This window comes from Stenotrophomonas sp. Steno-Z10-HUANG (assembly GCF_056393075.1).
This window is the reverse complement of sequence record NZ_JBWJPA010000007.1, coordinates 158,024-180,928: the sequence shown is the minus strand read 5'-3', so window position 1 is coordinate 180,928 and position 22,905 is coordinate 158,024. Positions and strand designations below refer to the sequence as shown.

Below are 22,905 nucleotides of genomic sequence, written 5' to 3'. Positions count from 1 at the left end.
GGCGTCTCTTGGAAGCGCGCGGCGCGTGCCTGCGCCGCGCGCGGTGGGCCAAGTTAGCGACGCCAACGCGTCATCACATCCTGCGTCGCACCATCGGCTGGCTCCCGGCGACATGCCGGCAGCGCAGCCCGGATCAGAACCGGTAACGCAGCCCCAGGGTGTAGGTGCGCCCGGTCTGGCTGTACTCCAGCGGCAGCGACACCGACGGGTTGGCCACCCACGATTCCTGCGCCTCGTTGGTCAGGTTGGCGCCTTCCAGGCTCAGTTCCAGCTGGTCGCTGATGCGGTAGTGGATCGACGCATCGACGATGGTGGTGCCGCTCTGGCCGTGCACGCCGTTGGCGTCGCTGTTGAAGCCGGCCTCGGTGCCGGGCACCTGGATCAGGTAGTCGTTGCGGTTGGTCGCCGAGACGCGCCCGGAGAAGCGCTCGCCTTCGTAGAACAGCGTCGCGTTCCACGAATTCTTGGACTGGCCGGTCATCGCCGCCTTCTGCGCCGTCGCGCCGGAGGACAGCAGGTACTGGATGTCCGAATCGACGTAGGTGTAGTTCAGCTGCGTGCCCAGGTTGGACCACTTGCCCGGCAGGAAGGTGAACGGCTGCACGTAGTTCAGCTCCACGCCCTGCAGCTTGCCGCCCGGGGTGTTGACCGGCACGGTGAAGGTGAACTCGTCGCTGGGGCTGGCGTTGAGGTTGTCCAGCAGGCTCGCCGGCAGGCCGCTGTCGGCATAGACCCGGGTCTCCTTGGTGCTCTGGATGTAGCTGCCGATATCCTTGTAGAACACGGTGGCGCCGATCATCGCGCCTTCGTCGAAATACCACTCCAGGCCCAGGTCGTAGCTCTTGGCGCGCACCGGGTCGAGCATCGGGTTGCCGCCGCTGACCGTACGGGCGCTGCCGCTGACGTTGACGGTGACGCCCGGGGTCAGGCTGCCCAGGCCGGGACGCGACATCACCTTGGCCGCGGCGAAGCGCAGCAGGAAATCCGGGGTGAGTTCGGCCACCACGTTCAGCGAGGGCAGGGTGTCGTTGTACTCGCGGGTCACGGTAGCGGCCACGGGCGTGCCGCTGGCAGTAGCGATGCCCGACGAGGTCTGCTTGGTACGGACGTGACGCACGCCGAGGTTGCCGTACACCGGGATCGAACCGATCTCGGTGGAGAACTTGCCCATCAGCCAGCCGCTGCGGTCCTGCTCCTCGACGCCGCGCATGCTGGCCGCGTAGTCGACCAGTGCGTAGATTCCTTCGCCATTGAGGACGCCGAACATATTGGCGATGGCACCGAAGTTGGGCACCACCCACGTGCCGGGCGAGCCGGCCAGGCCGCCGAGGCTGGCCAGCTCGGTCATGTCGGCCGGCACGATCCTGTTGCCGGTGCTGAAGTTCGGCACCGTGGTCTCGTTGCCGACGCGCCGGCGCTCCATCGAATCGAAGCCGTAGTTCTTGGCCTGCACGCCGCCGCTCAGGGTGAACGAGGGGCCGATGACCCAGGAGAAATCCAGCTCGCCGTTGTTGAACTCATTGGTCACGTAGTTCTGGCGCAGGCGGATGGTGGACAGGGTCCAGCCGTTCGGATCGGTCGGGCTGACACCGTAGTTGAACACCGGCTTGTTGGCGTTGCCACGGTAGTCGTAGCTGTAGCCCTGCACATCCAGCTTGTCCATCATGATGGTCGCCTGGACCGGGTTGTCATGCTTGGACCGCGAGGTGCCGACCCTGCCGCTGAGAGTGAAGCTGTCACTCAGCCTGTGCTCGCCGTCGAGGCTGACCTGGTAGAAATCCGTGCTCCATTCGTCGTGGCGGTTCTCGGCACGGATATCGACGTTGTCCATCTTTGCGTAGACCAGGGCGCCGTTTTCGATCACGCCGTCCCTGACCACGATCTGGGCCTTGCCGTCGGCGCCGGTCTTGCTCAGGCCGTTGGCCTCGATGTACTTCTCGTCACGCTGGGCATCGATCTTCGAGTAGAGCATGTCCAGGCTGAAGGTGGTGCGGTCGCTGGGCTTGAACTGCAGCGAACCGGTCACGCCCAGGCGCTTCTGGTCATGTTCCATCAACGTGTAGCGCGGGAAGCGCGGCGTGTAGACCTGGTCACTGCAGACACCCGGGAATGGCGCGGTGCCGGCGGCGCAACCCGCGAAGCCGACGCCCTTCGGATTGGCCGTGTTGGTCGGCGTGTTCGCCCGTGCATTGGCCCAGCGCACGGTGCCGGTGCCTTCTTCCACGGTCTCGCGCTCGGAGTACGCCACCGACAGCAGCGCACCGACCCTGCCGTCGGCCCAGCTGTTGGCGATCAGGCCGGCGAAACGCGGCATCGCCGCCTGCGAGGCGTCGTTGTAGGCGGTCTGCACGTTGGTCACCAGGGTGAAGCCGTCGTAGTCGAACGGCCGCGCGGTGCGCAGGTCCACGGTGGCGCCGAGCGAGCCTTCCTCGACGTCGGCCGAGGCGGTCTTGCGCGCGATCAGCTGCGAGAACAGATCCGAGGCGAACACGTTGAAGTCGAAACCGCGGCTGCGGTTGGTGCCGCCCTGGCCGTCGCTGCTGCCGACGGTGCTCAGCGCTTCCATGCCGTTGATGCGCACCCGGGTGAAATCCGGGCCCAGGCCGCGCACGGTGATCTGGCGGCCTTCGCCGCCGTCGCGGGTGATGACCACGCCGGGGATGCGCTGCAGCGATTCGGCCAGGTTGCTGTCCGGGAACTTGCCGATGTCCTCGGCGACCACGGCGTCGACCATGCCGGCTTCGCCGCGCTTGATGTCCAGTGCCTTCTCCACGCTGGCGCGGTAGCCGGTAACGGTCACGGTATCCAGTTCGGTGGCGGCGGCGCCCGCGTCCTGGGCGGCGGCAGCGCCGGCCTGCAGCGCCAGCGCGATCGACAGCGCGAGCAAGGTAACCGGTGTCTTTTTCTGCTTGCTGTGTGGATACATGTGTTTCCCCCTCTCCAAAGGTTTACATGCGAAACGGCGATTCCTGTAGTGCCAAAGGCATATGACACCGCTGGTCAAAACCGAAAGTAGCAGGAGCTCCGGGAGCGAGCATCTTGCACTGCAACAGGCGAGGAAACGCCTGCAACCCCTTGTCTTTGGGACATTACGGCGCCGATGTCGACAGGGACAGGAGACATTTGGCTGTAGATGACACCGATGGTCAAACTATCGTGCCATCATTCCCGCCCGTGTAGACCGCGACAGGAGTCCCGATGAGTTCCCCCCGTGTTGTCTGTTTCGGCGAGCTGCTGTTGCGGCTCGGCGCCCCCGGCCACCAGTTGCTGCTGCAGAGCCCGGCGCTGGAGGTGCATTGCGGCGGTGCCGAGGCCAACGTCGGCGTCTGCCTGGCGCATCTGGGCCATGCGGTGGCGATGGTCAGCGTGGTCGCCGACAACCCGCTGGGCGCGGCGGCCACCGGCGAGCTGCGCCGGCACGGGGTGGATACCACGCGGGTGCGGCGCGGCGACGGCCGCATGGGCCTGTATTTCCTGACCACCGGTGCCGGCCACCGGCCCAGCGAGGTGGTCTACGACCGCGCCGATTCGGCGTTCGCCAGCGCGCGCGCCGACAGCTACGACTGGCCGGCGCTGCTGCACGGCGCGCAGTGGCTGCACCTGTCCGGCGTCAGCCCGGCGCTCGGCGCCGAGGCCGCACAGGCCACGCTGGCCGCGGCACGCGCGGCCAACGCCATGGGCATCAAGGTGTCGTTCGACGGCAACTTCCGGCCGAAGCTGTGGGAGCGCTGGGGCGGCGACGCCAGAGCGATCCTGCGCGACCTGTTCGACTGCGCGCACATCGTGTTCGCCGACTATCGCGACATCGGCGTGGTGCTGGGTGGGGAGTTCGCGCAGGCCGAGGCGCATGCGCGCGTGGACGCGGCGGCGGCGATGGCGTTCGCCGCGTTCCCGCGGCTACAGTACATGGCCTGCACCCAGCGCACCGCGCACAGCGCCGGCCACCATTCGATCGGCGCGATGCTGCTGGGCCGTGACGGCACCCGTGCGGTCGCGCCGGCGATGGAGTTGACCGCCATCATCGACCGCATCGGTGGCGGCGACGCCTTCGCCGCCGGGGTGCTGCATGGCCTGATCGAAGGCTTCGACGCCGATGCCACGGTCCGCTTCGGGCTGGCTTGCGGCTGCCTGAAGCACTCCATTCCCGGCGACTTCAACCCGGTCGGCGTGGCCGACGTGATGGCCCTGTTGGGCGAAGGAAAGTTCGATGTCCGGCGCTGATCCGCGCGTACGCGCCGTGCTCAAACTGGCCCCGGTGATCCCGGTGTTCACCCCCGACGCCATCGACGATGCGGTGCAGGTGGCACAGGCGCTGTTCCGCGGCGGCCTGCCGGTGATCGAAGTGACCCTGCGCACGGCCACCGCGATGGACGCGATCCGGGCGATGGCCGACGCGGTGCCCGAGGCGGTGATCGGTGCCGGCACCGTGCTCGATGCGCGGCAGATGGCGCAGGTCAGGGACGCCGGTGGCCGCTTCGCGGTCTCTCCCGGCGCCACCGACCGGCTGTATGCCGCCGCGCGCGACATCGACCTGCCGTTCCTGCCCGGCGTGGCCACTGCGTCGGAGCTGATGCGCGGGCTGGAGCAGGGGCTGGACACGTTCAAGTTCTTCCCGGCGGTGCAGGCCGGCGGCGCGGCGATGCTGGCGGCGTGGAACGGCCCGTTCGGCGACGTGCGCTTCTGTCCCACCGGCGGCATCGGCGTGCAGACTGCCGCGCAGTTCCTGCACCTGCCCAACGTGCTGTGCGTCGGTGGCTCGTGGCTGACCACGCGCGATCTGCTGGCGGCGCGCGACTGGGCCGGGATCGAACGGCTGGCGCGCGAGGCGGCGCTGCTGGCCGGCTGAACGGGCTGCCGTCCGTCGGGCCGCGCGCGTTTGCCGCCAGGGCGTGATCACGATCAATGCGCCGGCCCGCGGACGGCGCCAGAGTAGGCGCGTTCCCCCACGGAGATCGCGCATGGACAGGACAATGAAGGCCGCGGTGGTGCGTGCGTTCGGCCAGCCGCTGGTCATCGAGGAAGTACCGGTGCCGCGCCCGGGTGCCGGCGACATTCTGGTGAAGATCGAAGCCTGCGGCGTCTGCCACACCGACCTGCATGCCGCCGAAGGCGACTGGCCGGTGAAGCCGGAGCCGCCGTTCATTCCCGGCCACGAAGGCGTCGGCCACGTGGTCGCGGTGGGCGCGGGCGTCCACCATGTCCGCGAAGGCGACCGCGTCGGCATTCCCTGGCTGTACTCGGCCTGCGGCCATTGCGAACACTGCCTTGGCGGCTGGGAGACGCTGTGCGAAAGCCAGCGCAACACCGGCTACTCGGTCAATGGCGGGTTCGCCCAGTACGCGCTGGCCAACGCCGACTACGTCGGCCACCTGCCCGACAGCGTGGGCTTCGTCGAGATCGCGCCGGTGCTGTGCGCCGGGGTGACCGTCTACAAGGGCCTGAAGGTCACCGACACCAAGCCCGGCGACTGGGTGGTGATCTCCGGCATCGGCGGGCTCGGCCACATGGCCGTGCAGTACGCGCGGGCGATGGGGCTGAACGTGGCCGCAGTGGACGTGGACGAGGACAAGCTCGCCCTGGCGCGCCGCCTGGGCGCGACGGTCACCGTAGACGCCCGCGCCACCGACCCGGCGGCCTTCCTGAAGAAGGAGATCGGCGGCGCCCACGGCGCATTGGTGACCGCGGTATCGCCCAAGGCATTCGCCCAGGCACTGGGCATGGTCCGCCGCGGCGGCACGGTGTCGCTCAACGGCCTGCCGCCGGGTGACTTCCCGCTGGACATCTTCGGCATGGTGCTCAACGGCATCACCGTGCGCGGCTCCATCGTCGGCACCCGCCTGGACCTGCAGGAATCGCTGCAGTTCGCGGCCGACGGCAAGGTCGCCGCGACCGTCTCCACCGATGCGCTGGAAAACATCAACGCGGTGTTCGCGCGCATGCGCGCCGGCCAGATCGAAGGGCGCGTGGTCCTGGACCTGAACGCCTGAGCGTCCCTGCATGGCCGCCGTCGCCCGCTCCCCCTCCCGCGGGCGCGGCGGCCGTGCATCGCCGCCTCAGTGCGGTCACCACTGCCATTCCACGCCCAGGGTCCAGCCGCGGCCGCGGCCGGGTTCGTAGTAGCGACGATTGCCGTCGTTGACGATGACCGAGCCGATGTAGCGCCGGTCCAGCAGGTTGTCCACGCGCGCGAACAGGCGCAGCGGGCCGTTCGCGGTGCGCCACTGGCGGGCCGCTTCCAGGTTCAGGAGTGCGTAACCCGGCGCGCGTCCGTCGCCCAGGTCGGTGCTCGTCGTGGCGCCCGCGGCCAGCGCGTCGGCGGCCAGTTGCCAATGGCCCGGCTGCCAGTCCCATCGTGCCTGCAGCAGTTGCCGCGGGACCCCCGGCAGGGCGGTGCCGGGTGCCACCGGGTTGCGCGGCACGGTACAGGGCGCCGGCACGCCCGTGCAGGTCAGGTAGCCCTCGCGCACGCTGGCCTGCAGCCAGGTCCAGGCCAGCTGCAGCTGCTGGGTGTCGCCCAGCGGCTGCCGCCAGCCCAGTTCCATGCCGCGGCGGCGGGTGGCGCCGATGTTGCGGTAGCTGGCGCGGCCACCGCTGTTGCCGGCGACCGCCAGTTCGTCGTCGGCATCAGTGTGGAACAGGGCCAGGTCCAGCCGGGTGCCGGCCTGGGTGCGCCATTTGGCGCCAACCTCCAGGTTGCGGCTGGTGGCCGGCGCAAGATCCAGTGCCAGCCCGGCAGCGCCATCGGCGCGGTAGCCGAGCTCGTTGAAGGTCGGGGTCTCGAAACCGCGCCCGGCCGAGGCATACAGGCGCAGGTCCGGGCCGGCGCGGAACACCACGCCGGCCACCGGCGTGGTGGCGGCGTACTGGCGGCGGCCACTGTCGTCCGGATTGCCGGCGGTGATATAGCGGTCATCGGAGCGGAAGTGCACCCGGCTGTGGCGCGCGCCGGCCAGCAGCGACCAGCGCGGCGCGACCTGCCACCAGGCCTGCGCGAACTGGTCGACGTTGCCGACCCGGTCGCGCTGGTCGCGGCGCAGCCGGCCGCTCACGCCCAGCATCTCGCCGACGAAGTTCTCGTGGCCGGTGCGGTGCTGCCGCTGGCGGTCGGCGTTGGCTCCAAGCACCAGTTCCAGCGGGCGCGCGGCCAGGCTGCCGTGCCAGGCCCAGCGCGCGTCCACGCCGCCGTAGCCGCCGTCCAGGCCGATCACCCCGCCGGCATGCAGCGGGTTGGCCTGCGCCGCGGACGGAATGGCCAGGAACTGCGCCACCGTGCGCTGCCCGGCATAGGCCATCAGCCGCCAGGTCTGCTGGCTGCGCTGCAGCGTGTACACCGCGCCGGCCTGCGCCTGCCGCACCGACTTGCGGGTGTCGTACACGGAGGCGACGGCGGTGGCCTGGCGCGGGTCCTCGCGCACCTGCTCGCGGTCCAGGCCCAGCGGGTCCTGCGCGCGCGGCGCATCGAGCACGTTGAACAGCAGGTCCAGGCGCTGGCCCGGGGCCAGCTCGAACCCGAGCCGGGTGTTGAGCGATTGCCGCCGCGCCGCACTGTGCCGGCGCCAGCCGTCGGTGCGGTAGTCGCTGGCGGCGACGTTGTAGCGCATGGCACCGGCCTGGCCGCGCAGCTGCACGCCCAGGCTGCGGCTGTGGTCGCTGCCGGCACTGGCGCGCAGCCGCCACGGGTCGCCCGCCTGGCCATCGGCACTCCACAGCTGCACCACGCCGCCGGAGGAGTTGCCGTACAGCGCCGAGAACGGCCCGCGCAGCACCTCGATGCGTTCGGCACCGAGCAGGTTGAAGTGCGACAGCTGGCCCTGGCCGTCGGGCATGGTCGCCGGCACCCCGTCGACCAGCAGGCGTACGCCGCGCACGCCGAAGGTGGAGCGCGCGCCGAAACCGCGGATCGACAGCTGCGTGTCCTGCGCCAGGTTCTGCCGCTCGCGCGCCAGCAGGCCCGGTACCCCGCCCAGCGCTTCGGACACCAGCGCGCCACGGCCATTGCCGTACGCGTCCACCGCCTGGGTGGTGATCGACGCGGGCAGGTCGAAATCGTCCACCGCATGCACCCGCGCCGCCTGTACCTGCACCGCGTCCAGGGTCGCCGGGGCCGGCGCCGCCAGCGCCACCACCGGCAACGCCACTGCCACTTGCATCACCGGGAACCACCGCCTGCGTCGCTTCATGCCGGCATCATCGCCGATCACCGGCAAGCGGTGGACCATGCGCGACGGTTCCGGCTGAAACCCCCTGCGGCCAAGCGCCCCCGGCCCTGTTAGGATGGGGCGGTTTGACCGCGCTGCGCGGTCGTCCCGACGTTCCCCCTCCCGCCACCGTGACGAGTACCGCCGTGTCCTTCTTTGCAAACGTGGAACAGGTTCCTGGCGACCCGATCCTGGGTCTGACCGAGGCCTACAACGCCGATCCGCGCCCGACCAAGGTCAATCTTGGCGTCGGCATCTATTACGACGAAGACGGCCGCATCCCGTTGCTGCGCGCCGTGCAGCTGATCGAACAGCAGCTGGCCGCCGAAGCCAAGCCGCGCGGCTACCTGCCGATCGACGGCCTGCCGGCCTACACCCAGGCCACGCAGAAGCTGGTGTTCGGCGAGGGTTCGGAGCTGATCGCCAGCGGCCGCGTCGCCACTGCGCAGACCATCGGCGGCAGCGGCGCGCTGCGGGTGGGCGCGGACCTGCTGCACAAGCTGCTGCCGCACGCCACCGTGGCCATCAGCAACCCGAGCTGGGAAAACCACCGTGCGGTGTTCGGCGCCGCCGGCTTCGAGGTGGTCGATTACACCTACTTCGACAACGCCAGCCACGGCCTGGATTTCGCCGGCATGATCGCCGACCTGCAAAAGCTGCAGCCCGGCACCGTGGTGCTGCTGCATGCCTGCTGCCACAACCCGACCGGCGCCGACCTGGACACCGCGCAGTGGCAGCAGGTCGCCGCGCTGCTCAAGGAGCGCCAGCTGTTTCCCTTCATCGACATGGCCTACCAGGGCTTCGACAAGGGCATCGAGCAGGACGGCCAGGCGGTGCGCATCATCGCCGAGGCCGGGATCGACAGCTTCATCGTCGCCAATTCGTACTCCAAGTCGTTCTCGCTGTACGGCGAGCGCGTCGGCGCGCTGTCGGTGGTGGGCCCGGACGCGACCTCGACCAGGGCCGTGCAGTCGCAGGTCAAGCGCATCATCCGCACCATCTACTCCAGCCCGTCCACCCACGGCGCCGCGCTGGTGGCCGGGGTGCTGGGCAGCGCCGAGCTGCGCGGCATGTGGGGCGCCGAGCTGACCGCGATGCGCGAGCGCATCCACGCCCTGCGCGCCGGCATGGTGCAGAAGCTGGCCGCCCTGGGCGCGCCGGAGTTCGGCTTCATCCAGCAGCAGGCCGGCATGTTCTCCTACTCGGGCCTGAGCAAGGCACAGGTGGACCGGCTGCGCGACGAGTTCGGCATCTATGCCGTCGGCACCGGCCGCATCTGCGTGGCCGCGCTCAGCCAGAAGAACCTGGACTACGTGGCCAAGGCGGTCTACGACGTCAGCCGCGGTTGATCCACGGCCGGCGCCATGACCCGGAAAAGCCCGGCGGACGCCGGGCTTTTTCATGCCTGGACCACGCCGGCCGGCGTGGTCTCAGGCCGGCACCAGCCAGGTGGCCGCGGCGGCCGCAGCCACCATCGCCACCAGCCCCGCGCTGACCGCGGCACCGTAGCGCGGCCCGCCGCTGGCGAACGCGAGCACCGACTTGGCCAGCGAGGCCGACGCCAGCAACGCCACCACGCCCCAGCGCGCCGGTTCCAGCTGCAGGCCGCCGGCGGCATTCAGGCTGGCGATGCCGGCTGCCGCGGCGTGCAGTTCGCCAAGCGCGGCAATGGTCGCGCCCACCAGCGCCCCGGCCTGGCCGAACACCTGGCGCAGCCATTCGGACACCAGCAGCACCGCGGCGATCACCAGCGCGATCATCAGCGCGTGCCCGAGGCGGAACGCCTTGGCAGTGGCGGTGCGCGGCACGGCTTCCTCCTTCACGTGGCGCAGCCCGAGCAGCGAGAGCGCCAGCAACGCCAGCGCCGCGGCCAGCAACGGCCAGGCGCTGGCGCGCAGCAGCGCCGGCGACGTGGTGCCGATCACCGCCGCGAACAGCAGCAACGAAGCCAGGTTGGCCAACAACGCCGCCGCCGCCGAAGGGCCGACCAGTTCCGCCGCCGCCCTGCTGCCGCGGCCGAAGCCGGCCACCGCCGCGGTGGACGAGGCGAAGCCCGAGAAGAAGCCCGCCACCGGCAGCCCCCAGCGCGCGCCGACCGCGCGCAATGCGAGGTGACCGAGCATGCCCACGCCCATCACCAGCACCACGATCTGCCAGAGCTTGGACGGCACCAGTACCCCCCAGGGGTCGATCGCCTCATCCGGCAGCAACGGCAGCACCACCAGCGCGCACGCCGCCAGCAGCAACGCGTCGCGCATCTCCTGGTCGCTGATCAGGTCGCGGCTCAGCCGTGCCAGCGGCGCCTTGGCCCACAGCAGGATCGCCACCACCACCCCGAGTGCCGCCGCCAGTTCGGGGGCGTCGAATGCCAGCGCGCCGAGCAGCACGGTGATCAGCAGCGCGATCTCGCCGGTGAGGCCGGGGTCGTCGCGGGCGGTGATGCGGTAGCTGCTCCATGCCAGCAGCGCAGCCGCCAGCAGCAGCACCAGGAACACCGCCGGTCCGAAGGCGATGCCGACCGCGCCCATCAACGCCAGCAGGGCGTGGGTGCGCACCCCGGCCTGCAGCGTGATGGCATCGCCATGCTGGCGCTCGCGCACCGCGCCGATCAACAGGCCGATGCCGAGCGCCGCGGGCAGACTCTGCGTTGCCTGGTCCCAGTCCATTTCTCTCCCTCCGGAACGCGCATGTTAAGCCAGCACCGGCCGGCGCCGATGACGCGCGCCGGTGGCCACAGGCGTCATCGCGTGGCCGTTTGCGCCCCACCCCGGGACAAGACCGGGCCATGACCTCGTAAAAGCCGGGACAACCCGCGACAATAGCGCTCCTTTCGTCTGAAGGTAGCCCCCGAACATGTCCCGCACGTCGCTGACCCGCTTCCTGATCGAAGAGCAGCATGCCCGGCGCATCAACGCCGACCTGCGCCAGCTGGTGGCGGTGGTGGCCCGCGCCTGCACCAGCATCTCGATCGCGGTGAGCAAGGGCGCGCTGGGCGGCGTGCTCGGCGATGCCGGCACCGGCAACGTGCAGGGCGAGGCGCAGAAGAAGCTGGACGTGATCTCCAACGAGATCCTGCTCGAGGCCAATGCCTGGGGGGGCCACCTGGCCGCCTGCGCGTCGGAGGAAATGGACCACAGCCAGCCGGTGCCGTCGGAGTACCCGCAGGGCGACTTCCTGCTGCTGTTCGATCCGCTGGACGGCAGCTCCAACATCGACGTGAACGTGTCCGTCGGCACCATCTTCTCGGTACTGCGCGCGCCGGCCGGCGTGGAACAGCCCGGCGACGAACACTTCCTGCAGCCGGGCGTGCAGCAGGTCGCGGCCGGCTACTGCATCTACGGGCCGAGCACGATGCTGGTGCTCAGCGTCGGCCACGGCACCCATGCCTTCACCCTGGACCGCGAGACCGGCGAGTTCGTGCTGACCCAGCGCGGCATGCAGGTGCCGGCCGACACGAAGGAATTCGCCATCAACATGTCCAACCAGCGCCATTGGGAAGCGCCGATGCAGGGTTATGTCGCGGACCTGCTGGCCGGCCGCGAAGGCGTGCGCGGCAAGGACTTCAACATGCGCTGGATCGCCTCGATGGTGGCCGACGTGCACCGCATCCTTACCCGCGGCGGCATCTTCATCTATCCGTGGGACCGCAAGGATCCGTCCAAGCCGGGCAAGCTGCGGCTGATGTACGAGGCCAACCCGATGGCGATGCTGGTCGAGCAGGCCGGCGGTGCCGCCACCGATGGCCGCCGCCGCATCCTCGATATCCAGCCCGGACAGCTGCACCAGCGCGTGCCGGTGTTCCTGGGTTCGCGCAACGAGGTGGCCGAGGCCACGCGTTACCACCGCGAGCACGACGCGCAGGCCTGAATCCGCGCGCCTGCGCACAGCCCGGCACGCGCTGCGGCGGCTGCCGGGCGTGACCCGGCACTACCGCGGCAGCCGGGTCCGCGCCACCCTCGGGGTTTCGCCGGAGGATAGGCCGATGCGCGCATGGCTCGCCCCGGGGTTGTGCCTGGTTGCCGGCTGGGCCGGGGCACAGCCCCCCTCATTGGCGCAGGCCGACGATGCCTGGAACCGCCTGCGCCAGCAGGGCGAGGCGGCGGCGTTGGCACCACTGCTGGCCGAGGATCGGCTGCTCACCCGTTCCGACGGCCGCATGCAGCACAAGGCCGACGACCTGCAGGCGCTGGCCACGCGCCCGCGCCGCACCCCCCGCATCGACAACGAGGACGTGCGCATACGCCGTTACGGCGACACCGCGGTGGCCACCGGCACCAGCGTGCAGGCCGCGGTCAGCGACGGCCAGCCGTGGCAAGGGCGCTTGCGCGTCACGCGCGTGTGGGAGTTGCGCGATGGCCGCTGGCAGAGGGTCGCCTCGCATTCGTCGCGCCGGGCGCCGACCGGGCCCTGAAAGTCGGCGCCAAGGCCGGTCAGAACAGCTCGCCCTGTGGCGAAGCCTTCCTCGGCGGCGTCGGCGCCACGAAACGGCTGCAGTCCAGCCATGGCCACTGCTCGCGCGAAGCATTGAAGCCCAGGCGCCTGCTGGCCAGCGCGAAGCGCCGCGACAGCAGCTGCGCATAGACGCCTTCGCCGCGCATGCGCTTGCCGAACTGGCTGTCGTAGTCCTTGCCGCCGCGCAACTGGTTGAGGGTGCTCATCACGTGTCCGGCGCGCTGCGGGTGGTGTGCCTGCAGCCAGTCGCGGAACAACGGCGCCACTTCATGCGGCAGCCGCAGCAGCACGTAGCCGGCACTGCGCGCGCCGGCATCGCGCGCCGCTTCCAGCACCGCCTCCAGCTCGGCGTCGTTGATCCACGGGATCACCGGCGCCACCATCACCCCGACCGGGATGCCCGCCTCGTGCAGCCGGCGCATCGCCCGCAGCCGCGCATGCGGTGCCGAGGCCCGCGGTTCCAGCTTCGCCGACAGGTGCGGGTCCAGCGACGTCACCGAAAAATGCACGCTGACCAGGCGCTGCGCCGCCAGCGGCGCCAGCAGGTCGATGTCGCGTTCCACCAGCGCGTTCTTGGTGATCAGCGAGAACGGGTGGCGGGTCTCGAGCATCACCTCGATCAGCTGCCGGGTGATGCCCAGCCGGCGCTCGATCGGCTGGTAGGCGTCGGTGTTGATGCCCAGCGCGATCGGCTTGACCACGTAGCCGGGTTTGCCCAGCTCCCTGCGCAACAGCTCGGCGGCATTGGTCTTGGCGAAGATCCTGGTCTCGAAATCCAGCCCCGGCGACAGGTTCAGGTAGGCGTGGGTGGGCCGCGCGAAGCAGTACGAGCAGCCATGCTCGCAGCCGCGGTAGGGGTTCACCGACTGCTCGAAACCCACGTCCGGCGAGCTGTTGCGGCTGATGATGCTGCGCGCGGTTTCCGCGCGCACCTCGGTACGCAGCCGCGGCGCGGCGAACTCGTCGGTGGCGTCGGCCAGCCAGCCGTCGTCCACGGCATCGGTGGTGGTGGTTTCGAAACGGCCGGGCAGGTGGCAGGTGGCACCGCGGCCCTTGATCGGAGTCGGCATCCGCTTACGCTAGCGCGGCTGCGTCGCAGATGCAGCGACGTGGCGTTCATGCGGGAGGGCGTGGCGCTGCAACCATCGCGCGCCCTGCACCGCCCATGGCTAGAATCGGCGCATGCGCGAAGCCTTGCACAGCCTCTGGACCAGCGTGTCCGCCATTCCGCACGCGGCCCAGATCCTGGCGGCGGCCTACATCGTCTACCTGGTACTGCTGGCCGGTTACATCGTGCTGCAGAAGCGCGAGCCGGTGGCCACGCTCAGCTGGATCCTGTCACTGGCGGCGCTGCCCTACATCGGCCTGTTCGTGTTCTACCTGATAGGCCCGCAGAAGATCGTGCGCCAGCGGTTGCGGCGCGGGCGCTCGCGCGAGGGCATGGAGGCGTACAACACGGTCTGCCCGGCCGACGTGCATTGCACCGAGCTGGCGCGCATCGGCCAGGCCACCACCGGGCTGCCGCCGAGCACCGCCACCGCCGTGGACTGGCTGGTGGACGGCGCCGCGACATACGCCGCGATCCTGGCGGCGGTCGCCGTGGCGCGGCGCCACGTGAACCTGGAGTACTACATTTTCGAGCCCGACCACGCCGGAACCGCGCTGCGCGACGCGCTGGTGGAGCGCGCCCGGGCCGGGGTGAAGGTACGCCTGCTGCTGGACGCGGTGGGGTCGTCGCGGGTCAGGCGCAGCTTCCTGCGCCCGCTTCTGGATGCTGGCGCCGAAGTGGAGTGGTTCCACCCCCGGCAGCTGCTCAAGCCGTTCAAGCGGCCGTGGCTGAACCTGCGTACCCACCGCAAGCTGGTGGTGATCGACGGCACGGTCGCCTTCACCGGCGGCATCAACATCACCGACGACGAGGATGACAGCCGCAACCCGGACGCGTACCGCGACCTGCACACCCGCCTGACCGGGCACGTGGTGCGCAGCCTGCAGCTGGTGTTCCTGGAGGACTGGATCTACGCGAGCGGGCAGGGCATGGCGCACTTCGACCGCGAGGACCTGTTCCCGTCGGCCGGCCCGGCGCGCGAGGACGGTGCGGTGCAGGCACAGGTGCTGGTCTCCGGCCCGGATTCTTCCTGGGAGGCGATCCACCGCATGCACGTGGCAGCGATCCACGAGGCGTCGCGCCGGGTATGGCTGGTCACGCCCTACTTCGTCCCCGGCGAGGCGGCGCGGATGGCGCTGACCTCGGCCGCGCTCGGCGGCCTGGACACACGCCTGCTGGTGCCGCGGCGCAGCGATTCGCTGTTCGTCACCCTGGCCGGCCGCTCGTACTACGACGAGCTGCTGCAGGCCGGGGTCAGGATCTATGAGTACGGCCCGCGCATGCTGCACACCAAGGCGTTCATCGCCGACGACGACACCTGCATCGTCGGCAGCGCCAATTTCGACCACCGCAGCTTCCGCCTGAACTTCGAACTGTCCATGCTTTACCACGACCGCGGCCTGACCGCGGAGCTGGAAGCCATCCTCGCGCAGGAGTTCGAGCACGCCACGCCGGTGCTGCCCGACCGCCATCGCCCGCTGTGGCGGCAGCGGCTGCCCGAGGCGTTCGCCCGGCTCGCCTCGCCGCTGCTGTAGGGCGGTGTGCACGCGTGGAACCCGCACCGGGCGGGCCGCTACACTGTGCGCCTCCACCGGGAGATCGTCATGTACTGGCTGTTCCTGCTGCTCGCGCTGGGCGCCTTCACCGTTTCCCTCACGACCACGCATGCCGGGCTGCTGCTGCTGTCGCTGCTGGCCGCGCTGGCCCTGTTCCTGTTGTGGATAAGGGGCTTGTACGTGGCCCGTTTCGCCGGCAGCAGCCGGCAGGCGCCGCGCGCCCTGCACCCGGCCGAGCTGCAGGCCCTGCGCAACCAGCTGCGCCCCCCGGTACCGCCGGCGACGCCGCCTTCCCCTCCTGCTCCCGAAGAACACCCGCCGTCATGACCCGCCTGAGCGTCAACGTCAACAAGATCGCCGTGCTGCGCAATTCGCGCGGTGGCAACGACCCGGACGTGCTGCGCGCGGCGACCGCTTGCCTGGACGCCGGCGCGCACGGCATCACCGTGCACCCGCGCCCGGACCAGCGGCATATCCGCGCCGATGACGTGCACGTGCTTTCAACGCTCACCCGCGCGCGCGGCGTCGAGTTCAACATCGAGGGCAATCCCTTCGCGCCACCACGCCCGGGCTATCCAGGGCTGCTGCCGTTGTGCGAGCAGACCCGCCCGGCGCAGGCCACCCTGGTCCCGGACAGCGATGGCCAGCTGACATCGGACCATGGCTTCGATTTCGCCCGCGACGGCGAACGCCTGCGCCCGCTGATCGCCGCCCTGAAGGGCTACGGTTGCCGGGTCAGCCTGTTCGTCGACGCCGGCAACCCCGATATCGCCGCCGCCGCCGCACTCGGCGCGGACCGCATCGAGCTCTATACCGGTCCTTATGCCGAGGCCTTCGCCGCTGGCGCCCCGGACGCCGCATTGGCACTGTTCGCCGATGCCGCGCGCCGTGCCCAGGCTGCCGGGCTGGGGGTCAACGCGGGCCATGACCTGTCGCAATCCAACCTGGGCCGCTTCCTCGCGCACGTACCGCAGGTGCTGGAAGTTTCCATCGGCCACGCGCTGATCGGCGAAGCCCTGTACGACGGGCTGGATGCGACGGTGAAAGGCTACCTGCGCGTCATCGCGCAGCGTCCCTGATCGCGCCGCCCAGCGCTATCGGTGGGTAGCGGGGTAGAGCGCAGCGGCTTCGGGCGAACGGCCCTACGCCATAGGGGATAGATGCAGCCGGACGATGACCGGAAAGAAGGGTAAGAGCTATCGCAGCCCGTCTCGGAACCCTGCATTCCGGGTCTCTTCCTGTCACCCGGCACGGCCCCCTCGCGCATGGGCCGGTGTCCCGCTTCGCTCCGCCGCACATCGCCGCCGACAGGGCACGCCAAGTGCGGCGGAAGAAAAGAGAGCGGGGCGCTTTTAAAACCGCGTCATGATTCGGTATTGCGCTACCGCACGAAACCTATCTTCTTGATCTGAGCGTTCTTGGCCTGGGCCAGGATCTTGGCCATGACCTCGTAATCAGAGTCCGGATCGGCATCGATGCGAAGTTCCAGCATATGGGTCGGATCCTTCCGGACCTCGTCCTCCATCCTTTGCTGGAGCTCATTGACGTCAACCGGACTTTCCTTCCAGTAGATCTGGTTACGGGCATCCACGCGCAGGTCGATTGGCCGCAGCTCGCTCTGCTGCTGTGACGGATTGATCACCCGTTGCGGCAGATCCACCGAGATTGGATAGGTCATGATCGGTGCGGTCACCATCAAGGCACCCATTGCCAGGCCAATCACAGCCACGGCCAGCGCCACCACAACCCATATCAGCTTCTTCCCCTTCAGCATCCCAGGTTCCCTTTGGGCTTCCGTGTCTGCGGACCTTATCAGCTCCTGACCCAAAGCTCCGGGGTCGATCACGGCCGCCAGCGGCCTGGGGCATCACCCGTAGGCAAGGGAACAAACTTCCAGGCAAAAAAACGCCCCCGGCTAGCGGGGGCGTTTTCCAGTCGCGTCATGACTTGGTATTGCGTTACTGCACGAAACCGATCTTCTTCATCTGAGCGTTCTTGGCCTGGGCCAGGATCTTGGCCATGACCTCGTACTCGGAATCCGGATTGGCATCAATGCGAAGTTCCGGCTGGTTGGTCGGATCCTTCTGTACTTCTTCTTCCATCTTCTGCTGCAGCTCGTTCACGTTCACCGGGCTGTTGTTCCAGTAAACCTGATTGCTCGCATCCACGCGCAGATCGATCGGCGGCGGCGGCTCGCGCAGCTGCGGCGGCGGGTTGATGACCCGCTGCGGCAGGTCCACGGCGATCGGGTACGTCATGATCGGCGCGGTCACGATGAAGATGATCAGCAGCACCAGCATCACGTCCACGAGGGGCGTGACGTTGATGTCGGCCATGGGGCCCCTGTTTCCACCACTACTGAAAGCCATCGCTTATTGCCCCTTTTCTTTGGTGGCAACGAAACCGACGTCCAGCATGCCCTGGCTCTGCGCGATCTTGGTCACTTCATTGATCACGCTCATCTTGGTGGTCTTGTCACCACGCAGGTTGAGCGGCGGCTGCGGCGTCTGCTGGGCAGCAGTGGCGAAACGCGATTCCAGGGTCTCCTTCGACACCGGCTCATCGTTCCAGTAGAGCGAACCGTCTTCCTTGACCGCCACCGTGATCGGACCCGAACGCTTCTCAGCGTCGTCCGGATTGATGTTCAGGTTGGCCTCGGGCAGCTCGACCTTGACCTTGTGGGACATCAGGGGAGCCGTGATGATGAAGATGATCAGCAGCACCAGCATCACGTCCACGAGGGGCGTGACGTTGATGTCGGCCATGGGGCCGCCGCTGTTACCACTACTGAAAGCCATAACGGGCTCCGTCTATATCGTTGCGAGGACTGCTCTGCTGCCGGCTCAGCGAACGCGCGAGCCGGTGGCGAAGAAGTCGTGCAGATCGTGCGCGAAGGTGTCGAACTTGCTGACGGTGGCGCTGTTGATCTTGCTGAAGAAGTTGAAGGCGAACACGGCCGGGATCGCGACGAACAGACCGATCGCGGTCATGATCAGCGCTTCACCCACCGGGCCGGCAACGGCGTCGATCGAGGCCGAACCGGTGGCACCGATCTTGATCAGCGCGCCGTAGATGCCCCACACGGTACCCAGCAGGCCCACGAACGGAGCGGTCGCGCCGACGGTGGCCAGCAGGATCATGCCGCCCTGCAGCTTGTTGGATTCGCGGGTGACGGCCTGGCGCAGGGCGCGGTCGACGAACTCCGAACGGCTCAGGGTCTCGGCGGCGCCGGCCTGCTGGTGGTGCGCAGCGGCCTGGGCGGCGTCCAGCGCGATCTTCGAGAACGGCTCCGAAGCCGGCTGCTCTTCCATGGCGCGGATCGCGTCCTGGGCATTGGCGGCGTCCCAGAACATGCCCGGCACGCGGTCGGAAGCCGACTTCAGGCGGGTGGAACGGAAGATGTTGATGACGGTCCAGTACCACGACATCGCCGACATCGCGACCAGGGTCAGCAGCACGACCCAGGAAACCGCGAAGTCACCCGGCTTGGAGGTCATTTCGTGAATCAGATGCTCGAAGCCCATCTGCGAGAGCGCGTTGTTTGCGTTGCCCCCGGCAGCAGCGGCGATGAAGATTTCCTGCAGCATGACGCTTACCTTTGTTGTGTGTGGTGTTAAAGGGTGTAGCTAAAGTCGAACGGTTCCCTGCGGGCGGCCGCTGGCCGCCGGGGGATCAGCTCAGCGCAAAGTTGACCGGGACGCGGACGCGACCAGCCGCCTTTTGTCCATTGATGACGGAAGGATTGAACTTCCACTTGCGTGCCGCATCCATGGCGGCGCGGTCGAGATCACGGTTACGGCTGGACTTCTCGACGGACACATTGGTGACGTTGCCGCTGGCGTCGACATCAATGATGAGGATGACCTCGCCCTGGATACCGGCGCGGAAGGCGGCCGGCGGGTAACGCGGCGGGTTCATGTTCTTGGACGAGATGTCCACGCTGGCCTGGATGTCGGTGACCTGCGCCGGCGGCGACGGCGGCGACGGCGGCGTCACCACGTCGTTCGGGCGCGGTTCCGGCACGTCCACCACCGGCGCTTCCGGCGGCGGCGGCAGCGGCGAGGGCTTCGGCGGCGCCAGGTTCTTGACCGGCGGCGGCGGCGTGTCCTGCGGCGGCGGCGGCGGCGGCGGCGGCGGTGGCGGCGGCGGGGCGTCGACCAGCGTCACCATGACGTTGCGTTCCTTTTCCTTGGCGGCCTTCGGGGCCACGGCGGGAATCAGGAGCATCATCAGGGCTGCCAGATGGAGTGCGATTACAAAGGCGATACCGGCGATGCGGGGCCAGCTCAGACCCGTCTCTTTCTCGCCGTCATACCTGTGGTGGAAAACCAGTTGTTCCGTCATGCGCCAAGAGCTCATTAGTGGGGCCGGGGCGGCGCTGTTCCGACGCCCCTGATTCAGCGGTGCATGACACCGCAGGAACCTCCAAGCTTATACCAATCCTGACCGGCTGCGCATCACAAATGCAGCTGTTCAGGCGTTATTCCTGCTTACTTCAGGTTGATGATCTTGTCTGCATCGGCCGGGTTCTTCACACCTTTAGCCTTTGCATCCCGGGCCGCCTGCTTGGCTTCGGGAATCCGCCCTTCAGAGTGCAGCACACGCGCCAGATTCAGGTAGGTCTCGCCATCCTTGGAAAGCGGGGCGGCCTTCTGCCACGCCTCGATGGCCTGCGGGATCTGGTCGGAGTAGTAGTACGACTGCGCCAGCGCCAGGTAGACCTGGTAGTCCGGCTTGAGGATGCCCTTGGACATGCCCTCGTTGATCACCGCAATGACGTCCTTTTCCTTGTTCTCGGTGTTGGCATAGATCGAGTACAGCTGCTTGTACTCGCGCTCTTCGGTGAGCTGTCCGGCCGCGCGCAGCTTGTCCATCACCGCGGCGGCCTTGTCCATCTGGTCGGCCTGCATGTACATGCTGGCCAGGTTCAGTTGCGCCTTCTTGTCGGCCGGGTTCCTGGCGGCCAGGGCCTCGGCTTCCTTGACCGCTTCGCCGGTCTGGCCGGCTTCGGCGTAGGCCGCCATCAGCAGCTGGTTCCAGCTGTCCTTCGGCTCGGGCGAGGCGGCGATGGCCGCCTTCAGCACCGGGATGGCCTCGGCGTACTTTTCGGTCTGGTACAGGGCTTGGCCCTTGATCACCAGCTCCTCGGGCTTGTGCGACTTGGACTCGGCGAAGTACTTGTCCAGGTTGGCCAGGCCTTCGGCGTACTGCTCGTCCTGCAGCTGCAGCTGGGCCAGCATCAGCATCGCCTGGAGGTGGCCGTTGTTGTCCAGCTGGTTCAGCGCGATGGCCTGCTGCAGGTACTGCTTGGCAGCGGCGGTGTCGTCCAGGTTGTAGGCCGCCTGCGAGGCGAGCTGGTTGGCGACCGCCTTGTCATAGTCATTGGCGCCCTCGGCGGCGATGATCTCATCGGCCAGGGTGCGGGTCTGCTCGTAGTCGTCCTTGTTGTAGGCGGCGAACAGCTTCTGCAGCTTGCCGCCCATCTTCGAGGACGACTTGCCATTGGGTTCCTGGCGGGTCGCTTCCGGATACAGCACCTCGGCCTTGGCCGAACCGCGGCTGCGGCGCTCGCTCCCGCGATCGGACGAACGCGCCTGGGCGGCGGCGTCGGCAACCACGACACCACCCAGTACGGTGGCGACGAGGACGGAAAGCAGGGCCTGCTTATGGCTGCGGGAGATCATGGGTCACCTCGATGGAACCGCGGGGGCGGGGCTGTAGACGGACTGTCTGTGCAGACAGAGCCGCCAAACGTAACAGAAAAATTTTGACGGAGAAATCACTTCCGATGCTGTATTGCACCAATGTCCAAGGCCCGGGATGGTGGTGTCCACGGGTCAACCGCAGCGCGGCGTCCTTCCGGACTGGCGCGCCTGGCGGTAGACGGGTTCCAGCACGGCCACATCGCGCTGCAGCTCGCGAATGCGGTTGGTCGGATCGGGGTGGGTGGAAAGCCACTGCGGGGGACGTCCGCCCCCGGCCGCCATCATGTTCTGCCACAGGTCCACGGCCTGGGCCGGGTCGAACCCGGCCTGCGCCATCAGCCGCTGGCCGACCACGTCGGCCTCGCTTTCCTGGGTGCGCGAGCCGGGCAGCAGGATCAGTCCCTGTGCGCCCAGGCCGCCGAACTGGTTGACCGCGCTGGCCGCGGTATCGCCATAGGCCGCGCCGGCCAGCGCGCCGATTATGCCCAGGCCCAGCTGCGTGCCCTGCTGACGGGTCAGACGCTCTTCGTGGTGCCGCGAGATCACATGGCCGATCTCATGCCCGATCACCGCCGCCAGCTGGTCCTGGTTCTTCGCCACCGTGAAGATGCCGCTGTTGACCCCGACCTTGCCGCCGGGCAGGGCGAACGCATTGGGTTCCTTCTCGACGAACAGCGCGGTCTCCCAACGTACGCCCCGGTACTGTTGGGGCAGCTCGGCGACCAGCGCATTGACCACGCACTGTACGTACGCGTTCTGGCGGGCGTCCCGGCTCAGGGTCTGCTTGGCCTTGGTTTCGGCGAAGGCCTGCGCGCCGAGCTGGTCCAGCTGCTGCTGCGAGATCCCACCCACCACCTGGCGGCGGCCGGTGGGTGAGGTCGTGGTCGCGCAGGCGCCCAGCAGCAGGGCGATGGCGGCGCCGAACAGCAGGGGTTTCATGGCGTATTTCCCTTCATTCATGCCCGCAGTGTGCGAGCGCCCGGCTTAAATTTCCGTCAACCTGTTGCGCACTTACTGCAGCCCGAAAAACACCAGCGCGGTCAGTGCGATCGCGTTGTTGAGCGTATGCGCGGCAATCGCCGCCCACAAGGTGCCGGTGCGGCGATAGAGCCAGGCGAAGGCCACGCCCATGCCACCGTAGACCAGCCACAGCTGCAGGACTTCCGGCAGTCCGTTGGCGGTGGTCCCGGGGATCTCATGGATGAAGGCGAAGGCCGCGCCGCTGAGCGCCATGCCCAGCCACGGCCGTCCCGCCGCCCACAGCCGTCCGAACAGCACCCGGCGGAACAGCAGTTCCTCGTAGGCCGGGGCCAGGAACACGGCGAATACCACCAGGAACACCGGGTAGTGGGCCAGGGCCTGTTCCATCAGCGGCAGATTGGTCGGCACCGGCTCGATGCCGAGCTGCTTGCCGAGCCAAGAGATCAGGCTGCTGCCGGCGAATACCCCGGCAGCCACCAGCAGGGTCCAGCCCCAGGTGGACGCACGGCGGACGGCGGCATGGGAAGCGGCACGCTCGGCCGGCGAGGCCGGCCGGCGCCAGAAGTACAGCACCAGGGCGGCAAGGCTGGTGGACACCAGTGCGATCAGCATCTGCGCCAGGGCACCGGGCTGGCCGAGTTGCGCGCCCAGTTGTGCCGCATCCGGCGCTCCGCCGCCTTCGCGCGCGACCGCCATGCCGACCTCGAACCCGCGCCACAGGCCCCACGCCAGGCCGCAGAGCAGGCTCAGCCCCAGCAGGATGCTGGCTGCCAGCAGGATGTCCAGGCCAAAGCCCAGCAGCGGCGAGCCCGGGCGCGATACCGGCGGCGTGGCGGGCGGGACGGACAACGGAACCGGTGGTGGGGCGGACATCGTGTTCCTGCGGCAGCGGGAGAGGCGGCGGG

Annotated in this window: 21 protein-coding genes; 9 read left to right on the top strand and 12 right to left on the bottom strand. The window is 68.7% G+C overall.

All coding sequences use genetic code 11. From position 1 onward, the window contains the following. Window positions 1–133: 133 nt before the first annotated feature. A complete protein-coding gene (locus AC06E6_RS11475) occupies window positions 134–2,926 on the bottom strand; it encodes a TonB-dependent receptor (protein ID WP_478061403.1) in 2,793 nt (930 codons plus the stop codon). 272 nt (window positions 2,927–3,198) lie between these two features. Between AC06E6_RS11475 and AC06E6_RS11470 the strand changes: the two genes are divergently transcribed. The 3 genes from AC06E6_RS11470 (at window position 3,199) to adhP (ending at window position 5,987) form a co-directional block, all read left to right on the top strand. Then, a complete protein-coding gene (locus tag AC06E6_RS11470; protein ID WP_478061401.1) occupies window positions 3,199–4,221 on the top strand; it encodes a sugar kinase in 1,023 nt (340 codons plus the stop codon). After that, on the top strand, window positions 4,208–4,846 hold the full coding sequence (gene eda, locus AC06E6_RS11465; RefSeq protein ID WP_104937610.1) for a bifunctional 4-hydroxy-2-oxoglutarate aldolase/2-dehydro-3-deoxy-phosphogluconate aldolase: 639 nt from the start codon (window positions 4,208–4,210) through the stop codon (window positions 4,844–4,846). Before AC06E6_RS11470 ends, eda begins: the two co-directional genes overlap by 14 nt. Before the next feature lie 112 nt (window positions 4,847–4,958). Next, window positions 4,959–5,987 (top strand): alcohol dehydrogenase AdhP, encoded by a 1,029-nt coding sequence (adhP, locus tag AC06E6_RS11460; protein WP_104937609.1) that lies wholly within the window; start codon window positions 4,959–4,961, stop codon window positions 5,985–5,987. A 75-nt stretch (window positions 5,988–6,062) separates the two neighbouring features. On the opposite strand, the gene AC06E6_RS11455 is transcribed toward adhP, so the two are convergent. Next, window positions 6,063–8,150 (bottom strand): TonB-dependent receptor family protein, encoded by a 2,088-nt coding sequence (locus AC06E6_RS11455; RefSeq protein ID WP_478061433.1) that lies wholly within the window; start codon window positions 8,148–8,150, stop codon window positions 6,063–6,065. A gap of 194 nt (window positions 8,151–8,344) precedes the next feature. Between AC06E6_RS11455 and AC06E6_RS11450 the strand changes: the two genes are divergently transcribed. Continuing rightward, window positions 8,345–9,547, top strand: a complete 1,203-nt coding sequence (locus AC06E6_RS11450) for an amino acid aminotransferase (RefSeq protein ID WP_104937608.1) — start codon at window positions 8,345–8,347, stop codon at window positions 9,545–9,547. 81 nt (window positions 9,548–9,628) lie between these two features. Here AC06E6_RS11450 and AC06E6_RS11445 read toward each other — a convergent pair whose 3' ends face one another. Beyond that, window positions 9,629–10,864, bottom strand: a complete 1,236-nt coding sequence (locus AC06E6_RS11445) for an MgtC/SapB family protein (protein WP_478061399.1) — start codon at window positions 10,862–10,864, stop codon at window positions 9,629–9,631. Window positions 10,865–11,051: 187 nt separating this feature from the next. On the opposite strand from AC06E6_RS11445, the gene AC06E6_RS11440 reads away from it, so the two are divergent. Beyond that, a complete protein-coding gene (locus AC06E6_RS11440; protein ID WP_104937606.1) occupies window positions 11,052–12,065 on the top strand; it encodes a class 1 fructose-bisphosphatase in 1,014 nt (337 codons plus the stop codon). 115 nt (window positions 12,066–12,180) lie between these two features. Further along, window positions 12,181–12,609, top strand: a complete 429-nt coding sequence (locus AC06E6_RS11435) for a nuclear transport factor 2 family protein (RefSeq protein WP_240212995.1) — start codon at window positions 12,181–12,183, stop codon at window positions 12,607–12,609. 19 nt (window positions 12,610–12,628) lie between these two features. Here AC06E6_RS11435 and AC06E6_RS11430 read toward each other — a convergent pair whose 3' ends face one another. After that, window positions 12,629–13,720 (bottom strand): PA0069 family radical SAM protein, encoded by a 1,092-nt coding sequence (locus tag AC06E6_RS11430; protein WP_240212996.1) that lies wholly within the window; start codon window positions 13,718–13,720, stop codon window positions 12,629–12,631. A 112-nt stretch (window positions 13,721–13,832) separates the two neighbouring features. Here AC06E6_RS11430 and cls point away from each other — a divergent pair, with 112 nt between their 5' ends. The 3 genes from cls (at window position 13,833) to AC06E6_RS11415 (ending at window position 16,393) form a co-directional block, all read left to right on the top strand. Continuing rightward, window positions 13,833–15,293, top strand: coding sequence for a cardiolipin synthase (gene cls / locus AC06E6_RS11425; protein WP_478061396.1), 1,461 nt, complete (start codon window positions 13,833–13,835; stop codon window positions 15,291–15,293). A 69-nt stretch (window positions 15,294–15,362) separates the two neighbouring features. After that, window positions 15,363–15,641: a hypothetical protein gene (locus AC06E6_RS11420; protein ID WP_233996262.1), complete on the top strand. Its 279-nt coding sequence runs from the start codon at window positions 15,363–15,365 to the stop codon at window positions 15,639–15,641. Continuing rightward, window positions 15,638–16,393, top strand: coding sequence for a pyridoxine 5'-phosphate synthase (locus tag AC06E6_RS11415; RefSeq protein WP_240212997.1), 756 nt, complete (start codon window positions 15,638–15,640; stop codon window positions 16,391–16,393). The genes AC06E6_RS11420 and AC06E6_RS11415 overlap by 4 nt, the downstream gene beginning before the upstream one ends. A gap of 302 nt (window positions 16,394–16,695) precedes the next feature. Here AC06E6_RS11415 and AC06E6_RS11410 read toward each other — a convergent pair whose 3' ends face one another. From AC06E6_RS11410 to AC06E6_RS11375, 8 genes are all read right to left on the bottom strand, one after another. Further along, the gene (locus AC06E6_RS11410) at window positions 16,696–17,022 is read right to left on the bottom strand and encodes an ExbD/TolR family protein (RefSeq protein WP_240213107.1); all 327 of its coding nucleotides are present in this window, start codon (window positions 17,020–17,022) and stop codon (window positions 16,696–16,698) included. A gap of 250 nt (window positions 17,023–17,272) precedes the next feature. Then, window positions 17,273–17,683 (bottom strand): ExbD/TolR family protein, encoded by a 411-nt coding sequence (locus AC06E6_RS11405; RefSeq protein WP_055768671.1) that lies wholly within the window; start codon window positions 17,681–17,683, stop codon window positions 17,273–17,275. A 3-nt stretch (window positions 17,684–17,686) separates the two neighbouring features. Next, on the bottom strand, window positions 17,687–18,112 hold the full coding sequence (locus AC06E6_RS11400) for an ExbD/TolR family protein (protein WP_104937600.1): 426 nt from the start codon (window positions 18,110–18,112) through the stop codon (window positions 17,687–17,689). A 45-nt stretch (window positions 18,113–18,157) separates the two neighbouring features. Further along, window positions 18,158–18,901, bottom strand: a complete 744-nt coding sequence (gene exbB, locus AC06E6_RS11395) for a TonB-system energizer ExbB (RefSeq protein ID WP_054661248.1) — start codon at window positions 18,899–18,901, stop codon at window positions 18,158–18,160. Between the two features lie 85 nt (window positions 18,902–18,986). Then, on the bottom strand, window positions 18,987–19,658 hold the full coding sequence (locus AC06E6_RS11390; protein ID WP_104937599.1) for an energy transducer TonB: 672 nt from the start codon (window positions 19,656–19,658) through the stop codon (window positions 18,987–18,989). Window positions 19,659–19,804: 146 nt separating this feature from the next. After that, window positions 19,805–20,998 carry a heme biosynthesis protein HemY gene (locus AC06E6_RS11385; RefSeq protein ID WP_240212998.1) on the bottom strand — a complete coding sequence of 398 codons (1,194 nt, stop codon included), beginning with the start codon at window positions 20,996–20,998 and terminating at the stop codon, window positions 19,805–19,807. A gap of 153 nt (window positions 20,999–21,151) precedes the next feature. Further along, on the bottom strand, window positions 21,152–21,958 hold the full coding sequence (locus AC06E6_RS11380; RefSeq protein ID WP_104937597.1) for a M48 family metallopeptidase: 807 nt from the start codon (window positions 21,956–21,958) through the stop codon (window positions 21,152–21,154). Window positions 21,959–22,030: 72 nt separating this feature from the next. Continuing rightward, window positions 22,031–22,873, bottom strand: a complete 843-nt coding sequence (locus tag AC06E6_RS11375) for a lysostaphin resistance A-like protein (protein WP_478061391.1) — start codon at window positions 22,871–22,873, stop codon at window positions 22,031–22,033. Window positions 22,874–22,905: the final 32 nt, after the last annotated feature.

Bases quoted from the DNA above. Each gene is read 5' to 3' on its own strand.
- AC06E6_RS11475 (WP_478061403.1), bottom strand. From the start codon at position 2,926: ATGTATCCACACAGCAAGCAGAAAAAGACACCGGTTACCTTGCTCGCG.
- AC06E6_RS11470 (WP_478061401.1), top strand. From the start codon at position 3,199: ATGAGTTCCCCCCGTGTTGTCTGTTTCGGCGAGCTGCTGTTGCGGCTC.
- eda (WP_104937610.1), top strand. From the start codon at position 4,208: ATGTCCGGCGCTGATCCGCGCGTACGCGCCGTGCTCAAACTGGCCCCG.
- adhP (WP_104937609.1), top strand. From the start codon at position 4,959: ATGGACAGGACAATGAAGGCCGCGGTGGTGCGTGCGTTCGGCCAGCCG.
- AC06E6_RS11455 (WP_478061433.1), bottom strand. From the start codon at position 8,150: ATGCAAGTGGCAGTGGCGTTGCCGGTGGTGGCGCTGGCGGCGCCGGCC.
- AC06E6_RS11445 (WP_478061399.1), bottom strand. From the start codon at position 10,864: ATGGACTGGGACCAGGCAACGCAGAGTCTGCCCGCGGCGCTCGGCATC.
- AC06E6_RS11440 (WP_104937606.1), top strand. From the start codon at position 11,052: ATGTCCCGCACGTCGCTGACCCGCTTCCTGATCGAAGAGCAGCATGCC.
- AC06E6_RS11435 (WP_240212995.1), top strand. From the start codon at position 12,181: ATGCGCGCATGGCTCGCCCCGGGGTTGTGCCTGGTTGCCGGCTGGGCC.
- AC06E6_RS11430 (WP_240212996.1), bottom strand. From the start codon at position 13,720: ATGCCGACTCCGATCAAGGGCCGCGGTGCCACCTGCCACCTGCCCGGC.
- cls (WP_478061396.1), top strand. From the start codon at position 13,833: ATGCGCGAAGCCTTGCACAGCCTCTGGACCAGCGTGTCCGCCATTCCG.
- AC06E6_RS11420 (WP_233996262.1), top strand. From the start codon at position 15,363: ATGTACTGGCTGTTCCTGCTGCTCGCGCTGGGCGCCTTCACCGTTTCC.
- AC06E6_RS11415 (WP_240212997.1), top strand. From the start codon at position 15,638: ATGACCCGCCTGAGCGTCAACGTCAACAAGATCGCCGTGCTGCGCAAT.
- AC06E6_RS11410 (WP_240213107.1), bottom strand. From the start codon at position 17,022: ATGGGTGCCTTGATGGTGACCGCACCGATCATGACCTATCCAATCTCG.
- AC06E6_RS11405 (WP_055768671.1), bottom strand. From the start codon at position 17,683: ATGGCTTTCAGTAGTGGTGGAAACAGGGGCCCCATGGCCGACATCAAC.
- AC06E6_RS11400 (WP_104937600.1), bottom strand. From the start codon at position 18,112: ATGGCTTTCAGTAGTGGTAACAGCGGCGGCCCCATGGCCGACATCAAC.
- exbB (WP_054661248.1), bottom strand. From the start codon at position 18,901: ATGCTGCAGGAAATCTTCATCGCCGCTGCTGCCGGGGGCAACGCAAAC.
- AC06E6_RS11390 (WP_104937599.1), bottom strand. From the start codon at position 19,658: ATGACGGAACAACTGGTTTTCCACCACAGGTATGACGGCGAGAAAGAG.
- AC06E6_RS11385 (WP_240212998.1), bottom strand. From the start codon at position 20,998: ATGATCTCCCGCAGCCATAAGCAGGCCCTGCTTTCCGTCCTCGTCGCC.
- AC06E6_RS11380 (WP_104937597.1), bottom strand. From the start codon at position 21,958: ATGAAACCCCTGCTGTTCGGCGCCGCCATCGCCCTGCTGCTGGGCGCC.
- AC06E6_RS11375 (WP_478061391.1), bottom strand. From the start codon at position 22,873: ATGTCCGCCCCACCACCGGTTCCGTTGTCCGTCCCGCCCGCCACGCCG.